The sequence below is a fragment of the Polynucleobacter sp. HIN11 genome (genome assembly GCF_030297675.1).
Taxonomy (GTDB): domain Bacteria; phylum Pseudomonadota; class Gammaproteobacteria; order Burkholderiales; family Burkholderiaceae; genus Polynucleobacter.
Map to the genome: position 1 here is coordinate 1 of NZ_AP028142.1, position 15,813 is coordinate 15,813.

The 15,813-nt window shown below is 47.0% G+C and carries 16 protein-coding genes; all 16 read left to right on the plus strand.

What is annotated here, in order from left to right; genetic code table 11:
• Positions 1–130 precede the first annotated feature (130 nt).
• Complete coding sequence (dnaA, locus tag QUE60_RS00005; protein WP_286226819.1) at positions 131–1,582, plus strand: chromosomal replication initiator protein DnaA; 1,452 nt, start codon at positions 131–133, stop codon at positions 1,580–1,582.
• Positions 1,583–1,829: 247 nt separating this feature from the next.
• A complete protein-coding gene (dnaN, locus tag QUE60_RS00010; protein ID WP_286226820.1) occupies positions 1,830–2,945 on the plus strand; it encodes a DNA polymerase III subunit beta in 1,116 nt (371 codons plus the stop codon).
• A gap of 35 nt (positions 2,946–2,980) precedes the next feature.
• Positions 2,981–5,479 (plus strand): DNA topoisomerase (ATP-hydrolyzing) subunit B, encoded by a 2,499-nt coding sequence (gene gyrB / locus QUE60_RS00015; RefSeq protein WP_286226821.1) that lies wholly within the window; start codon positions 2,981–2,983, stop codon positions 5,477–5,479.
• Positions 5,480–5,510: 31 nt separating this feature from the next.
• A complete protein-coding gene (locus tag QUE60_RS00020; protein WP_286227518.1) occupies positions 5,511–5,969 on the plus strand; it encodes an SET domain-containing protein in 459 nt (152 codons plus the stop codon).
• 12 nt (positions 5,970–5,981) lie between these two features.
• Positions 5,982–6,209 carry a DUF3717 domain-containing protein gene (locus QUE60_RS00025; protein WP_286226822.1) on the plus strand — a complete coding sequence of 76 codons (228 nt, stop codon included), beginning with the start codon at positions 5,982–5,984 and terminating at the stop codon, positions 6,207–6,209.
• Positions 6,210–6,232: 23 nt separating this feature from the next.
• Positions 6,233–7,024, plus strand: a complete 792-nt coding sequence (locus tag QUE60_RS00030) for a sulfite exporter TauE/SafE family protein (RefSeq protein WP_286223744.1) — start codon at positions 6,233–6,235, stop codon at positions 7,022–7,024.
• Between the two features lie 95 nt (positions 7,025–7,119).
• The gene (mnmG, locus tag QUE60_RS00035) at positions 7,120–9,039 is read left to right on the plus strand and encodes a tRNA uridine-5-carboxymethylaminomethyl(34) synthesis enzyme MnmG (protein WP_286225416.1); all 1,920 of its coding nucleotides are present in this window, start codon (positions 7,120–7,122) and stop codon (positions 9,037–9,039) included.
• A complete protein-coding gene (gene rsmG / locus QUE60_RS00040; protein WP_286223746.1) occupies positions 9,036–9,695 on the plus strand; it encodes a 16S rRNA (guanine(527)-N(7))-methyltransferase RsmG in 660 nt (219 codons plus the stop codon). Before mnmG ends, rsmG begins: the two co-directional genes overlap by 4 nt.
• 5 nt (positions 9,696–9,700) lie before the next feature.
• Positions 9,701–10,471, plus strand: a complete 771-nt coding sequence (locus QUE60_RS00045) for a ParA family protein (protein ID WP_286223747.1) — start codon at positions 9,701–9,703, stop codon at positions 10,469–10,471.
• Positions 10,472–10,478: 7 nt separating this feature from the next.
• Positions 10,479–11,387 (plus strand): ParB/RepB/Spo0J family partition protein, encoded by a 909-nt coding sequence (locus QUE60_RS00050; RefSeq protein ID WP_286226823.1) that lies wholly within the window; start codon positions 10,479–10,481, stop codon positions 11,385–11,387.
• An 83-nt stretch (positions 11,388–11,470) separates the two neighbouring features.
• Positions 11,471–11,950, plus strand: coding sequence for an ATP synthase subunit I (locus tag QUE60_RS00055; protein WP_286226824.1), 480 nt, complete (start codon positions 11,471–11,473; stop codon positions 11,948–11,950).
• Positions 11,951–11,987: 37 nt separating this feature from the next.
• Positions 11,988–12,857, plus strand: a complete 870-nt coding sequence (gene atpB, locus QUE60_RS00060) for a F0F1 ATP synthase subunit A (RefSeq protein ID WP_286223750.1) — start codon at positions 11,988–11,990, stop codon at positions 12,855–12,857.
• A gap of 39 nt (positions 12,858–12,896) precedes the next feature.
• Positions 12,897–13,163: a F0F1 ATP synthase subunit C gene (gene atpE / locus QUE60_RS00065; RefSeq protein WP_286223751.1), complete on the plus strand. Its 267-nt coding sequence runs from the start codon at positions 12,897–12,899 to the stop codon at positions 13,161–13,163.
• A gap of 52 nt (positions 13,164–13,215) precedes the next feature.
• Positions 13,216–13,686: a F0F1 ATP synthase subunit B gene (locus tag QUE60_RS00070; protein WP_108507558.1), complete on the plus strand. Its 471-nt coding sequence runs from the start codon at positions 13,216–13,218 to the stop codon at positions 13,684–13,686.
• Positions 13,687–14,223, plus strand: coding sequence for a F0F1 ATP synthase subunit delta (locus QUE60_RS00075; RefSeq protein WP_286223753.1), 537 nt, complete (start codon positions 13,687–13,689; stop codon positions 14,221–14,223).
• 46 nt (positions 14,224–14,269) lie between these two features.
• Complete coding sequence (gene atpA, locus QUE60_RS00080; protein ID WP_286223754.1) at positions 14,270–15,811, plus strand: F0F1 ATP synthase subunit alpha; 1,542 nt, start codon at positions 14,270–14,272, stop codon at positions 15,809–15,811.
• Positions 15,812–15,813 lie beyond the last annotated feature (2 nt).

The window sequence follows — 15,813 nt, forward strand, 5'->3', positions numbered from 1 at the left end:
AGAGAAACTCTGTTTACACACAACTTATCCACAGCTTATCCCCTGTACTTTTGCTTGTGGATAACTTTTAACACTGGCTACAATCGATAACTAATTTCGTATGAGCAAACCCGATCTACCCCCCCTTCTTATGCACCCAAATCCCTTAGGTTTTTGGGATTTAGCTCTGGAAACCCTGGCCAAAGAGCTCTCGCCACAACAATTCAAAACCTGGATTCAACCTCTTAAAATAAAGGGTTACGACGAAAGTGAGCGGTTACTATTAATTGGCGCGCCCAACCCCTTTAAGCTTGACTGGATCAAACGGACCTTTTCTATAAGGCTCCATGAAATCGCCTCTTCTTATTTTGGGGGGCCGATTAACCTTCAATTTACGCTCGGTGCCGATCCATCAAAAAACATCACCAAAATACCTGGTCCCGGCTTTCGCCCCGAAGGTTTAACTGAGGGCGCCGCTGGCACCGCCGTATCGACAGGGCCCACATTAATTGCTGAGGGTTTGGGGGCTGAGCCTGATGAGGCTTCGGAAACCAACCTTGGTGCCGCGCTTGCTGACCGCGAACACTCCAAGCTGAATCCTGGTCTAACCTTTGAGAGCTTTGTTACTGGCAAAGCAAATCAACTAGCTCGCGCAGCCTCCATTCAGGTTGCCCACAATCCTGGGGCATCTTATAACCCAATGTTTTTGTATGGCGGCGTTGGTTTAGGAAAAACCCATTTAATCCACGCAATTGGCAACCATCTTCTAAAAGAAAAGCCCGATGCCAAAATTCGGTACATACACGCCGAACAGTATGTGTCAGATGTCGTTAGAGCATATCAACAAAAGGCGTTTGATCGGTTTAAGCGCTATTACCACTCCTTAGACCTTTTGTTAATTGATGACATTCAGTTTTTTGGTGGCAAGTCGCGCACCCAAGAGGAGTTCTTTTATGCCTTTGAAGCCCTCATTAGCAATGGGGCACAGGTCATTATTACTAGCGATACCTATCCAAAAGAAATGGAGGGCATCGATGAGCGGTTGATTTCTCGTTTTGATTCCGGACTAACTGTCGCTATTGAACCCCCAGAACTTGAAATGCGAGTAGCAATTTTGATGAAGAAAGCCGCAGCCGAAGGCATTCCAATGGGTGAGGATGTTGCATTTTTTGTTGCTAAACACCTACGCTCCAACATTCGGGAGCTTGAGGGGGCACTAAGAAAAATTTTGGCTTACGTTCATTTTCATGGCAAAGAAGTCAATATTGAGGTGGCCCGCAGCGCCCTTAAGGATCTTTTATCAATTCAGAACCGTCAAATTTCGGTTGAAAGTATCCAAAAAGTGGTTGCCAGCTTCTATAACATCAAGGTTGCCGACATGTACTCCAAAAAGCGGCCCGCCAATATTGCCCGACCCAGGCAAATCGCGATGTTTATTGCCAAGGAGCTAACCCAAAAAAGTCTGCCTGAAATTGGTGAACTTTTTGGCGGCAGAGACCATACTACGGTTTTGCATGCGGTTCGCAAAATTGCTGAGGAGCGCCAACACGACTCTCACCTTAACCACGAACTGCATGTCCTTGAGCAGAGTTTGAAAAACTAGCCTGTGGATAAGCCTGTGGAAGGCAAATGGGATAACCCTGTTAATAGGTGATTGATAAGTTTGTGAATAAGCAGTTTGTCTTTTTTGAACCAAACCCTGTTCACATTTTATCCATACCTTATACCGAACTTATCCACACCAATTTTTCTCAAAAAGAGCCTGATTTCACTATAAAATTTAACTTATCAACAGAAAAAATCGGTCTTATTATTACTACGATATAAATATAAAAAGGAATTTAAAAACAATGCAACTAATCAACGCTACCCGAGATGAATTGCTAAAACCATTACAGGTGGTTAGTGGTATTGTTGAGCGCCGTCATACCTTAGCAATTTTGGCGAATTTACTTTTTAAAAAGACAGGGTCTTCGGTCTCGTTTGTTTCTACCGATATCGAAATACAAATTACGACTAAGGCAAATTTTGGAGTTGGTGATGATGATGTCACCACAACAGTTGGCGCTCGAAAAATTTTAGATATTTTGCGAGCACTACCAGAGGGCCCTGTAAACCTTAATCTTAAAGATAACAAAATGGTGGTGCAAAGCGGTAAGAGCCGGTTTTCTCTTCAAACCTTAGCCGCCTCCGAATTTCCTGTCATGCAAACCCACTCTGAAGCTCAGGCAAGCTGGGGGATGAGTCAAATAAAATTCCGTCAACTCATCAGTCAAGTGTATTTCGCAATGGCTCAACAAGATATACGCTATTACTTAAACGGTATGCTTTTAGTTGTGGATGGCAAGGATGTGATTGCGGTTGCAACCGATGGTCATCGTCTTGCTTATAGCCACACCGAGCTTGATGCGAGCCCCACAGGAAATGGTCAAAAACAAGAAATTATTATTCCTCGTAAAACGATTTTAGAGTGTCAACATTTGTTGCAGGATACAGACGAGGCGGTTGACATTAGTATTAGCAATAATCAAATCAAATTCACTTTTGGTGATATCGAATTAATCTCGAAGTTGGTCGAGGGTAAGTTTCCAGACTATCAGAGAGTAATTCCAAAGGGGCACAAAAATACACTTTCTGTAAATCGTGAAGTTTTGCAGGCAGCGTTGCAGCGGGCGGCTATTTTGACAACCGAAAAGTTTAAAGGTGTTCGCTTTTCACTAACAACTAACAAAATTACGATACAGTCTACAAACGCGGAGCAAGAAGAGGCCCAAGAGGAAATTGAAACCAATTATGCTGGCGACGCCGTTGAGATTGGGTTTAACGTTAGCTATCTTCTTGATGTCTTAGCTAATATTAAAAACGAAGAAATTCAAATTAGTCTTGGTGATGCTAACAGTAGTGCTGTTATTACATTACCCGGATCAGAGGCGTTTAAATACGTTGTAATGCCAATGCGCATTTAAGTTTTGATGCCCAATAAGTTCAAAGAAGAAAATTCATGTCTTTAGAAAATCAAACTAACGAGCAATATGGCGCCTCTTCGATCCAGATATTAGAGGGCTTGGAGGCGGTTCGTAAGCGTCCGGGGATGTACATTGGTGATACCTCCGATGGTACTGGCTTACATCACCTAGTATTTGAGGTTCTTGACAATTCGATTGATGAAGCTCTAGCAGGGTACTGTACCGAAATTTCGGTTGTGATTCACACCGACAACTCTATTTCAATTATCGACAATGGCCGAGGTGTTCCAACTGGCATTAAGTTTGATGATAAGCATGAGCCAAAACGTAGCGCCGCAGAAATCGTAATGACAGAACTTCATGCGGGCGGCAAATTTGATCAGAATTCCTATAAGGTCTCAGGTGGGCTTCATGGCGTTGGAGTTAGTTGTGTAAACGCCCTTTCAAAATGGCTGCGCTTAACCATTCGACGTGACGGCAAGATTCATCACATGGAGTTTGCACGCGGCGTTGTTCAAAACCGGAACATCCAAACAGAAAACGGGGTTGAGGTTTCCCCAATTTCAATAACAGGTGAAACGGATCTTCGAGGCACAGAGGTTCACTTTCTTGCAGATGAAGAGATTTTTGGCAACATTGAGTATCACTATGAAATTCTTGTAAAACGAATACGCGAACTTTCGTTCTTAAATAACGGCGTTCATATTCGTCTTGTTGATCAGCGTAGCGGCCAAGAAGAGGACTTTGCTTTTTCTGGCGGTGTGCGGGGCTTTGTTGAGTACATCAACCAAACCAAAACTGTTTTGCACCCAAACATTTTCCATGCGCTTGCTGAGCGCCCATCGGATTTGGGTGGCCAAATCACCGTTGAGGTTGCGATGCAGTGGAATGATGGATACAACGAACAAGTTTTATGTTTTACCAACAACATTCCTCAGCGCGATGGCGGCACACATCTAACGGGGCTACGCGCGGCAATGACTCGTGTCATCAATAAATATATCGATGAAAATGAGATTGCGAAAAAAGCAAAGGTCGAGATTTCTGGCGATGATATGCGCGAGGGCCTTACATGCGTTCTTTCAGTGAAGGTTCCGGAACCTAAGTTTTCAAGCCAAACCAAAGATAAGTTGGTGTCAAGTGAGGTCCGGGGTCCTGTCGAGGAGGTAGTAGCCCAGGCACTTGCAGAATATTTAGCCGAAAAACCACAGGATGCAAAAATCCTGTGCGGCAAAATTGTGGATGCCGCAAAGGCGCGCGAGGCTGCACGTAAGGCTCGTGAGATGACCCGTCGCAAAGGGGCGCTCGACGGCATTGGTCTACCGGGCAAGCTTGCCGATTGCCAAGAAAAGGACCCCGCCAAATCGGAGTTGTTTATTGTCGAGGGGGACTCTGCCGGCGGCTCGGCCAAACAGGGGCGCGATCGAAAGTTCCAAGCAATCTTACCGCTAAAGGGCAAGATTCTAAATGTGGAAAAAGCGCGTTTTGACAAGATGCTAGGAAGCCAAGAGGTGGTTACCTTAATTACGGTTTTGGGCACCGGCATTGGTGCCGAAGAATACAAAGCCGATAAATTGCGCTATCACCGCATCATTATCATGACCGACGCCGATGTAGATGGCAGCCATATCCGCACCCTGCTCCTAACTTTCTTTTACCGCCAAATGCCAGAACTAATTGAGCGCGGACATGTTTATATAGCTCAGCCCCCTCTTTATAAAGTGAAGTTTGGTAAGAGCGAGCAGTACATTAAAGATGATGCTGAATTAAATCAATTGTTGTTTAGGGTTGCGCTTGAGCAAGCCTCTATTGAGACCCCAACAGGTGAGAAGATCGTTGGCCAAGAGCTAGAGGATCTTGCAAAACACTATCAAAATATTCAAGCAGTGGTTGACCGATTATCAAGAACGATGGACGAAGATGCCCTCAGAGCGGTTGCCGCGGGCGTAACCCTCAATTTTGATACAGAAGCCCTAGCCAACGATTCAGCCCGTCGCCTACAAGAGGCATTCTCACAAAACGCAAATCTCTTATCGATTCCCACCGATATTGTGGTTCAAAAGGAAGAGAGAACCGAGCGCTATCGACTGCTGTTATCTAAACGAGTCCATGGTAATTTAAAAATCTCGGTGATTAGTTCTGACTTTGTGGCAAGCGATGATTATCAAAGCCTAATGAATGCCGCCCTATCGCTTGCCGGGAAGGTTCCCCCGGGCAGCCGCGTGCGGCGCGGAGATCCCGAGAAATCTAACAAAGAGAGTGTGATTGCTGATTTCCGCGGAGCGTTTGAGTGGCTTCTCTCCGAGGCCGAGCGCTCGATTAGTCGCCAACGGTATAAAGGCTTGGGTGAAATGAATCCCCAGCAGCTCTGGGAAACCACAATGGACGCAAGCACCAGAAGACTGTTGCGCGTACAAATCGAAGACGCCATCATGGCCGATCAGGTGTTTACAACTTTAATGGGTGATGAGGTTGATCCTCGACGTGCTTTTATTGAAAAGAATGCTTTAATCGCACGCAATTTAGATATCTAGCCTCATGAAAAATAACAAAGCCCCGAAAACCGTGGCCAAATCATCCATTGCCGTTAAAAACTCGAAAATCCACGGTCGCGGGGTTTTTGTAAAAAAAGAAATTCCAAAGGGCTCGGCAATTATTGAATACATTGGGGAGCGGATTAGCTGGAAGGAGGCTCTGCGTCGCCATCCACATGATCCAGAACAACCGAACCACACTTTTTATTTTTCTTTGGAAGACGGTCGGGTCATTGATGCGAATGTTGGCGGTAATGCGGCGCGCTGGATTAACCACTCCTGTAAACCAAATTGCAAGGCAGACGAAATCTCGGTCGACGGCGAGGGGCGAGTATTTATTTTTGCAAAACGCAAGCTTCTTCCCGGCGAAGAGCTTTTCTATGACTATTCCTTAAATTTAGACGAAAAGCCAACCAAAAAGTTACTGAAGGAATATGCCTGTTATTGTGGCCATAAAAAGTGCCGAGGCACGATGCTCGACATCGATTGATCGGTTGTCGACATGCTCTTCGTTTCCATTCAAGAGATAGAGGCCGCCATTAATTATTGGCGCTCCCAGTCACCCTCTCGCGGCGATGAACTGATTTTGTCTAAAGAGGCTAGTGCGTTAGCAAAGCCTTATGCACTCATGATTATCCAGGGCGCACAACGAATTCCGCTTGATATGCTCGACGAGCTTAGTAAAGAATCGTTTGCCAAGTTTGTGGCCTGGAAGTCGCAGACTAAATAATTGGCAATTTCTTAAGCCAAGCCATGGAAACCGTAGTTGATTTCAGTTCATATTTATGGCTTTTGCTTTTAGTGGCTGCGTTTGCTTCGGGTTTTGTTGATGCAATTGCTGGTGGTGGAGGATTAATACAGGTGCCAGCTTTATTTGCTGCCTACCCAGACACTCATCCAGCAACGCTTCTGAGCGCCAATAAGGTTTCCTCGATTGGCGGAACTATCAACGCAGCAAGGCGCTATTTGCGTCATGCAAAGTTACCTTGGAATATCTTGGGCCCAGCCATCGTTGCCGGTTTTATCGGGGCGCTTTTGGGCGCTCTGGCGGTAAGTGTATTTCCGCCTGAGCCTCTTCGAAAGGCTTTGCCATTTATGTTGGCGATTTTGTTGGCCTACACCTGGTTTGCCCCGAACATGGGTCTTGAGAATCGCCCCGCCCACAAAATAGGTCGCTACGAGGCTCCTAAGGCGGTGGCGATGGGCTTGGTCATCGGGTTTTATGACGGATTTTTTGGCCCAGCAACCGGAAGTTTTTTTCTGTTCGCTTTTGTCCGAATCTTTTACTTTGACTTTCTGCACGCATCTGCCGCGACCAAATTAGTTAATGTCACCACTAATCTGGCCACGATCATCATGCTTACAAGTCTTGGTTTCATTGATTGGCCCCTCGGCTTGAGCCTCATGGTGGCCAATATTCTTGGCAGTCAGGTGGGAAGCATGTTGGCGATTGCGCATGGCAGCCAATTTGTTCGGAAAATATTCTTAATTGTGGTGTTAGCCCTTATCGCTCGATCGACCTACTCAGCATTTTTTTCCAATTAAATCAACAACTTAAATTTTTTTGTATCCCCGGCCACCGGATTGTTTCACGTGAAACAGTAAAAATGCTATGATCAACGCCCTAATTGGGCAAATCCATGTTTTATTTCAAGAAATTTGATGTGATTGTGGTCGGCGGCGGTCATGCAGGAACCGAAGCCGCACTTGCGTCTGCTCGGAGAGGATCAAACACCTTATTAATTACCCACAGCATCGAAACACTTGGGGCAATGAGCTGTAACCCTTCAATCGGGGGTATTGGCAAGGGTCATCTAGTAAGAGAGATTGATGCCTTGGGCGGAGCCATGGCGGTCGCAACCGATGAGGCTGGCATTCAATTTCGGATCTTGAACTCAAGCAAGGGCCCAGCGGTTCGGGCAACCCGGGCTCAGGGCGATCGAATTCTATATAAGGCTGCGATTCGTCGGCGCCTCGAGAACCAGGCAAACTTGACCCTATTTCAGGCGGCCGTTGATGATTTGATTGTGGTTGGAGATCGGGTTCGTGGGGTTAGAACCCAAAGCGGCCTTGAGTTTGAAGGAAAAAGTGTTGTATTAACCGCGGGCACTTTTCTGGATGGAAAAATTCATATCGGCCTAATGAACCATAGTGGTGGCCGGGCTGGAGATCCTGCTGCAACCACCCTTTCCGCTCGTCTAAAAGAGCTGAAATTACCGCAGGGGCGCTTAAAAACCGGAACTCCACCCCGCATTGATGGTAGGACCATTAATTTCTCAGTAATGCAGGAGCAGGCCGGAGACTTAGATCCTATTCCATGTTTTTCGTTTATGGGCAGACCCGAACAGCACCCGCCCCAGGTGCCCTGTTGGATAACCCATACTAATAGCCAAACGCACGACATTATTCGTTCCGGATTGGACCGTTCGCCGATGTATACGGGGGTCATTGAGGGGGTTGGCCCGCGCTATTGCCCTTCGATTGAAGACAAAATCCATCGCTTTGCTGCTAAAGAGAGCCACCAAATCTTCTTAGAGCCAGAGGGCTTAACAACCAACGAGTTTTATCCGAACGGAATTTCAACGAGCTTGCCATTTGATGTTCAAATGGCTCTGGTTCACAGCATTCGTGGGCTTGAGAGTGCTGATATCGTCCGCCCAGGATATGCCATTGAGTATGACTATTTCGATCCGCGGCAGCTAAAGCATAGCCTAGAAACCAAGGCGATTAATGGCCTATATTTTGCCGGGCAGATTAATGGAACAACTGGGTATGAGGAGGCTGCGGCCCAGGGCCTGCTGGCGGGTATTAATGCAAGCCTTTCAGCACAAGACCAGGAGCCCTGGCTGCCCAAGAGAAGCGAGTCATACATTGGTGTTTTAGTTGACGATTTAATTACAAGGGGCGTGCAAGAGCCCTATCGCATGTTCACTAGCCGCGCCGAATATCGTTTGAGTTTGCGGGAGGATAATGCCGATACGCGGCTTACCGAAATTGGACGAGGCCTTGGTCTGGTGGGTGATGAGCAGTGGGAGTTTTTTCAACGAAAGCAGGAGCATGTTTCACGTGAAACATCGCGCTTACGCTCCTTCCGGGTTGGGCCAAAGCATCACACCGCTCAACAACTGGAGGCATTTCTTGGTCAAGCCTTGGCGCATGAGTGTAGCTTGGCAGAGATCTTAAGACGACCCGAGGTTGATTACCGCTCGTTAATGAAAGTTGATCCGGTTTTTGTGCAGGACTCCCCAAGCCTTGAAGACCCTCATTTGGGGCGCCAGGTTTTTGATCAGGTAGAGGTTTCCATTAAATACGAGGGCTATATTGAGCGCCAACGCGTTGAAATCGAGCGACATGAGCATTACGAAACACTTCGTTTGCCTGGGGACCTGGACTATTCCTTGGTTAAGGGCCTGTCAGTTGAGGTTTGGCAAAAGCTGAATTTGCATCAACCGGAAACCTTAGGCCAGGCATCGCGAATTTCAGGGGTAACGCCGGCCGCCATATCCTTGCTTTTGGTCCACTTAAAAAAGGGTATTGGCAAAACCCAAATAGTGTCATGAGCCCTGAGGTTGGTGAGGGCCTAAAGGCGGCCGGCCTTTCCCCGGAGGAGGCTGCTGCAATGCAATATTTTTTAGGCGAGCTGCTACGCTGGAATCGGGTCCATAACCTCACCGCTATTGATGAGACTGAGGCCGCATTTCATTTGCATCTTATTGATTCAATTGTTGTTTTGCCGATATTGCGGCGATATTTACAGGCTCACTCGCGGACCAGTGGGGCGCCGATTCAAATTGCTGACTTGGGGTCGGGGGGCGGCTTGCCGGGCATTCCGCTGGCAATCCTTCAGCCCACATGGTTTTTTAGTTTGATTGAGTCAAGCAAGAAAAAGGCCGCATTTTTACAGCATGTTCGTGGCGGTTTGGGCCTAGGTCATCTTCAAATTATGGCAAGTCGTGTTGAAAATGTGGCCAAGACCCACCGGGCATTTTTTGATGCCATTACTGCAAGAGCATTTACGCGTCTTCATAAACTGCTAGACCTTTCAGCCCCTTTATTAAAATCATCGGGGTTTGTATTTGCGATGAAGAGTCAACAAAGCGAAGAGGAAATTTCTGAGGTATCGAGCAAAGACTGGACGCTACTTGAGGAGTGTGAATTATCCTTGCCCGGGCAAACTCTTGATCGCCGACTCTTGGTTTTTCAGTACCAACAATAGTTACTATGGCTAAAACTTTTTGCATCGCAAATCAAAAGGGCGGGGTTGGAAAAACAACTACCGCAGTTAATCTGGCTGCCGGACTGGTTGCCCAGAGACAGCGCGTGCTTTTGGTGGATTTGGACCCCCAAGGAAATGCCACCATGGGCTCAGGAATTGATAAGTCGACGATCACAAGCGGCGTTTATCACGTGCTGATCGGAATGGCTTCCGCAAGCGAAGCAATTCAGTTCGCAAAAGAATCTGGTTACAGTGTTTTGCCTGCAAATCGCGAATTGGCCGGAGCCGAGGTTGAATTGGTTGATTTGGAGGGTCGGGAGGCAAGACTAAAAAACGCATTAAATGAGGTTGCTGATCAATACGATTTCATATTGATTGATTGCCCTCCCGCGCTGTCTTTGTTGACCCTAAATGGTTTATGCGCAGCTAATGGCGTAGTGGTCCCCATGCAGTGTGAATACTTTGCTCTAGAGGGACTTTCTGATTTGGTTAATACCATTAAACAAGTTCATGCCAACTTAAACCCAGACTTGAAAATCATTGGGCTTCTAAGGGTTATGTTTGATACCCGGGTTACCTTACAGCAACAGGTTTCAGAGCAGCTCAATTCACATTTTGGCGACAAGGTGTTTAAGACCATTATTCCTCGTAATGTGCGCTTAGCCGAGGCCCCTTCATTTGGCTTGCCGGGCGTAATTTTTGACAAATCATCTCGAGGCGCTCAGGCCTATATTGAGTTTGCGGGTGAAATGGTTCAACGAATTAAAACGATGTAGGTGAACAATGGGTGTGAATAAGAAAAAGGGATTGGGGCGCGGCCTTGACGCGTTATTGAGTGCTAGTAGCAAGGCGGGCGATGCGGACCCTGTTGCCGACAAGGCACTGCAGTCGCTAGTACTGCAGCGTTTGCAGGCGGGTAAATATCAGCCTCGAACCATTATGGCTGATGAGCCACTAAAAGAATTGGCTGACAGTATTCGAGAGCGCGGTGTGATGCAGCCCCTCTTGGTTCGTGAAATTGAAGGTGGTCGCTACGAAATTATTGCGGGTGAACGACGATTTCGAGCTGCAAAACTAGCGGGTCTTAATGAGGTGCCCGTACGAATCTTAGAGGTCGACGACCAGGCCGCAGCTGCGATTGCCCTCATTGAGAACATGCAGCGGGAGGATTTAAATCCCCTAGAAGAGTCGCGAGGACTATCTCGTCTGATTCATGAATTCAGCTTTACTCATGAGCAGGCCGCAAAAGCCGTTGGTAAATCGAGAAGCGCCATTACTAACCTGCTTCGCCTATCGCAACTCTCCGGAGCGGTTCAAGCGATGCTTTTATCTGGTGATTTGGATATGGGCCATGCAAGGGCGCTCTTGTCCCTGCCGGGCGCAAGCCAAGTTGCCTTGGCCCAAAAAATTGTTGCCCAAGGCCTTTCAGTTCGTGAGGCAGAGCGATTGGCGAGTTCGGTGGCTCTGGCTGCGGGCGATTTATCCCGAAATACCCCCACAAAGGGAAAAAAGAAGCACTTAATCAGCCAAGACCAAGATTACAAACGCCTTGCCCAAGCTCTGGCTGATTTAGTTGGGCTAGAGGCTGTTTTTAAGACCAATAAAAGGGGCGGAGAGTTACGCTTTTACTTTAGCCACTTTGATGAGCTTGATTCGCTAATAAAAAAACTGGGAATTAAGGATCATTCTTAATAAAAGTGTCTAAAACAATTGACCTTCACTAGGGTAAATACTAAAATCTTGAGGCTTAATTGATTCCCAAAAAAGATCAATCAATGCAATCCCGGTCTTGGGAAGAGGACGATCAAGAAGTAGATGTGTATCGAACTCTCAGTCGAGACGAGGCAAAAGCCCTTTTTGGCAACAATAAAAAGGCATTTGCAACGATTTCGCCGTGGCTAGTTGTGCGTATTCAGCTGCTAATGACCGGTATTTGCGTCCTTTTTTGGTCAATATTTGCAGATCCGATGGAGGGGCGAACCCTTTATACTTATTCGGCTTTTTGGGGTGGGTTTATCGGATTTTTTCCGGTACTGGTATTTGCTCTGCGCGTTCGAATGTCGCGAAGCATGAAAAACCCAAGCCCTGGAAGAATGTTGTCGGCGATTGTGTCTGGCGAACTGATGAAGATCGCCCTAACAATCGGTTTGTTTTTGGGGGTAGCACTTGTTATTCCCAACCTGCAGTGGTTACCGTTGCTGGTCACATACGTGCTTACGCTAATGAGCTATTGGTTGGCGTGGGTGTTGCGGTGAGCAGCTTTAATTGGCGTAGAGAAGGAATGATCTAGAAATGGCTAGCGCAGCACACGGGGCATCAACAGAGCCTCTAACCCCGACCGCATATATTGCCGAGCATTTACAGAATTTAAACAATATCGGTGGTGCGCAGAGCTCCGTCGTTGACTTTAGTGTTATTAATCTTGACACCTTGTTTTGGTCGATTTTGATGGGCCTGATTGTGGTCACTTTTTTATTGATTGCTGCTCGACGCGCAACCTCTGGTGTTCCAGGGCGCTTTCAGGCATTTGTAGAGATGATGGTCGACATGGTTGAGACGCAATCAAAAACCATTGTTCATGGAGACCGTAGCTATATTGCACCTTTGGCTTTGCTCGTTTTTTGCTGGATTATTTTGTTAAATGCGCTCGATTTGGTGCCGGTGGATTGGGTGGTTGGATTTAACCACTTCTTAGAAAATTTTGGCGTGCACGTGCCGCATCACAAATTAGTACCCACTACGGATTTGAACGCAACCTTGGGAATGTCCTTTGCTGTTATTTTGTTGGTTTTTTTCTACAGTTTTAAGATCAAGGGCGTTGGCGGCTTCCTTCACGAATTGATTTCAGCCCCCTTTGGTGCGAAGTGGTATTTAGCCCCATTTAATCTCGTTCTTAACATGATTGAATTTGTTGCCAAGGGCGTTTCTCTTGGGATGCGACTTTTTGGCAATATGTATGCAGGTGAGCTCCTGTTCTTGTTAATCGCATTGCTCGGTAGCATCTGGACCTTTAGTCTTGACCTCAGTGTTTTTGGCTTGGTTGGGCATGTGATTGCAGGATCTGCTTGGGCCATTTTTCATATTTTGGTCATCCTTTTGCAGGCCTTTATTTTTATGATGTTGACATTGGTCTACATTGGTCAGGCGCATAGCCATCATTAATTTTTATTTTTTACACACTTAAACTTAGGAGTTAGCAACATGCAAGAATTTCTCGCCAACATTCAAGGATTAACCGCCATTGCAATCGGCATCATTATTGGCCTAGGCGCAATCGGAGCCTGTTTGGGTATCGCCCTAATGGGTGGAAAATATATTGAAGCTTGTGCTCGCCAGCCTGAGCTCATGGAGCCATTACAAACCAAAATGTTTTTATTGGCCGGCTTGATCGACGCGGCCTTCCTGATCGGTGTTGGTGTTGCGATGTTGTTCGCATTTGCCAATCCATTGCTTGCTGTTATTAAGTAATTTAGTTGTGGGTCGATGACCCATTACTGCAACAAGTTTTGAAAGGAATATCGTGAATTTAAACGCGACTCTATTCGCGCAAATGATCGTTTTCTTCGTTTTATGGTGGGTCGTGGCTCGTTTTGTGTGGCCCCCATTGGTGAAGGCGCTTGATGAGCGAGCCGCTAAAGTGGCAGAAGGTCTTGCCGCCGCTGAGCGGGGAAAATTAGATCTTGAGAATGCGACGAAAAAGGCAGAAGAGGCTATGAGCTCTGCTCGTCAAGAAAGTATTCAGCGTGTTGCAGAAGCTGAAAAGCGCGCTCAGTTAGCGGCGGAAGAAATTAAGGCGAATGCCCAGGCGGAAGCAGCTAGGATTATTGCCCAGGCTAAGGCTGACGCGGAGCAACAGGTCGGTAAGGCTCGTGACGAGTTACGCAATCAGGTCGCCAGCTTAGCTGTCAGAGGTGCAGAGCAAATTTTACGACGCGAGGTCGATCCTAAAGCGCATGCTGCATTGCTTGACCAACTAAAGGCAGAACTATAAATGGCTGATATTGCCACCATTGCCCGCCCTTACGCTGAGGCCTTGTTTGCAAGCGCCAAGCCAAATGATTTGTCATCATGGGAAAAGCAGCTCAATGAGCTTGCTAGATATTTAGAAAACAACGAGCTTCTAACGCTTGTTAGCAACCCAAAATTAGGTGCTGACGAGCTTGCTAAGCTAGTTTTAGGTTTTCTTAAATCAAAACCCGATGAGTCAATTAGCTCTTTTATTAAGCTTTTAGCGAATAATCATCGCCTCATCGTCTTGCCCGAGATTGCGAAGCAGTTTTCGGCGATGAAGAACAAAAGCGAGGGTGCCGCAGAAGCTCTCATTACCTCGGCCTTTCCTCTCGAGGGCGCCGCACTAAATGATTTGCTCTCTGCCCTAAAAAAACGTTTTGGTGGAAAAGAATTGCGCCCAACGGTGGTAATCAATCCTAATTTAATTGGCGGCGTTCGTGTCCAAGTGGGCGACGAGGTGTTGGATGGCTCCGTGAGAGCGCAGCTTAGCCATATGCACGATCGGTTGATTGCTTAACGCAGGGATTTATTAAGAATATTCGATTTATATCTAGGAGTAATTGATGCAACTAAACCCTTCCGAGATCAGCGAACTGATCAAAAGCCGAATTAACGAATTAGGCGTTGATTCAAAGATTCGTAACGAGGGTACCGTGATTTCGGTAACCGACGGTATTTGCCGTATTTATGGTTTATCTGGAGTCATGCAAGGTGAGATGCTTGAGTTTCCTGGTGGCACCATTGGTTTGGCATTAAACCTAGAGCGCGATTCCGTCGGTGCCGTGGTATTGGGTGAATACACTCATATTAAAGAAGGCGATGCCGTTAAATGTACTGGCCGCATTCTTGAGGTTCCCGTTGGACCAGAGCTCCTCGGTCGAGTTGTTAATGCTCTCGGCCAGCCTATCGACGGCAAGGGCCCCGTCAATACTAAGCTGACTGACTTTATTGAAAAAGTTGCTCCCGGCGTGATTGCACGTCAATCGGTTAGTCAGCCGGTGCAAACTGGCCTAAAGGCGATTGATGCGATGGTGCCAATTGGTCGCGGTCAACGCGAGCTCATTATTGGCGATCGTCAAACTGGTAAAACCGCCGTTGCTGTCGATGCCATCATCAATCAAAAGGGTAAGGGTGTTTTCTGTATTTATGTTGCGATCGGTCAGAAGGCGTCGACAATTGCAAACGTGGTTCGCAAGTTGACCGAGCTTGGTGCGATGGAATACACCATCGTGGTTGCGGCAAGCGCGTCAGAGTCCCCAGCGATGCAGTATTTATCGGCTTATGCCGGCTGCACGATGGGCGAGTATTTCCGTGATCGCGGTGAGGATGCGCTGATTATTTATGACGATTTAACGAAGCAGGCGGTTGCTTATCGTCAAATTTCTCTTTTGTTACGTCGTCCCCCAGGTCGCGAAGCATATCCTGGCGATGTTTTCTATTTACACTCCCGCTTGTTAGAGCGCGCTGCCCGCGTGAACGCAGATTATGTGGAGAAATTCACGAACGGCGCCGTTAAAGGAAAAACGGGATCTTTAACCGCTTTGCCGGTGATTGAGACCCAAGCTGGCGACGTATCGGCTTTCGTGCCAACCAATGTGATTTCGATTACGGACGGTCAGATCTTCCTAGAAACTGATTTGTTTAATGCAGGTATTCGTCCAGCAATTAATGCCGGTATTTCAGTATCGCGCGTAGGTGGTGCGGCACAAACCAAAGTGATTAAAAAATTATCGGGCGGTATTCGTACAGACCTTGCCCAATATCGTGAATTAGCAGCTTTTGCCCAATTTGCATCCGATCTTGACGAAGCAACCCGTAAGCAATTAGAGCGCGGTCGTCGAGTTACTGAATTGCTAAAGCAGCCCCAGTACTTGCCCATGCAAGTATGGCAAATGGCCGCCTCCTTATATGCAGTGAACAATGGCTTTTTTGACGACTTAGAGATTAAACAGGTTCTGCCATTCGAAAAGGGTCTGCACGAGCATTTAAAGTCAAAATACGCTGATTTGGTTGGCCGCATTGAGGACACCAAAGATTTGAGTAAAGACGATGAGGCTGCTCTTCGCTCTGCCATTGAAGACTTTAAACGCGCTGGCACTTTTTAAGA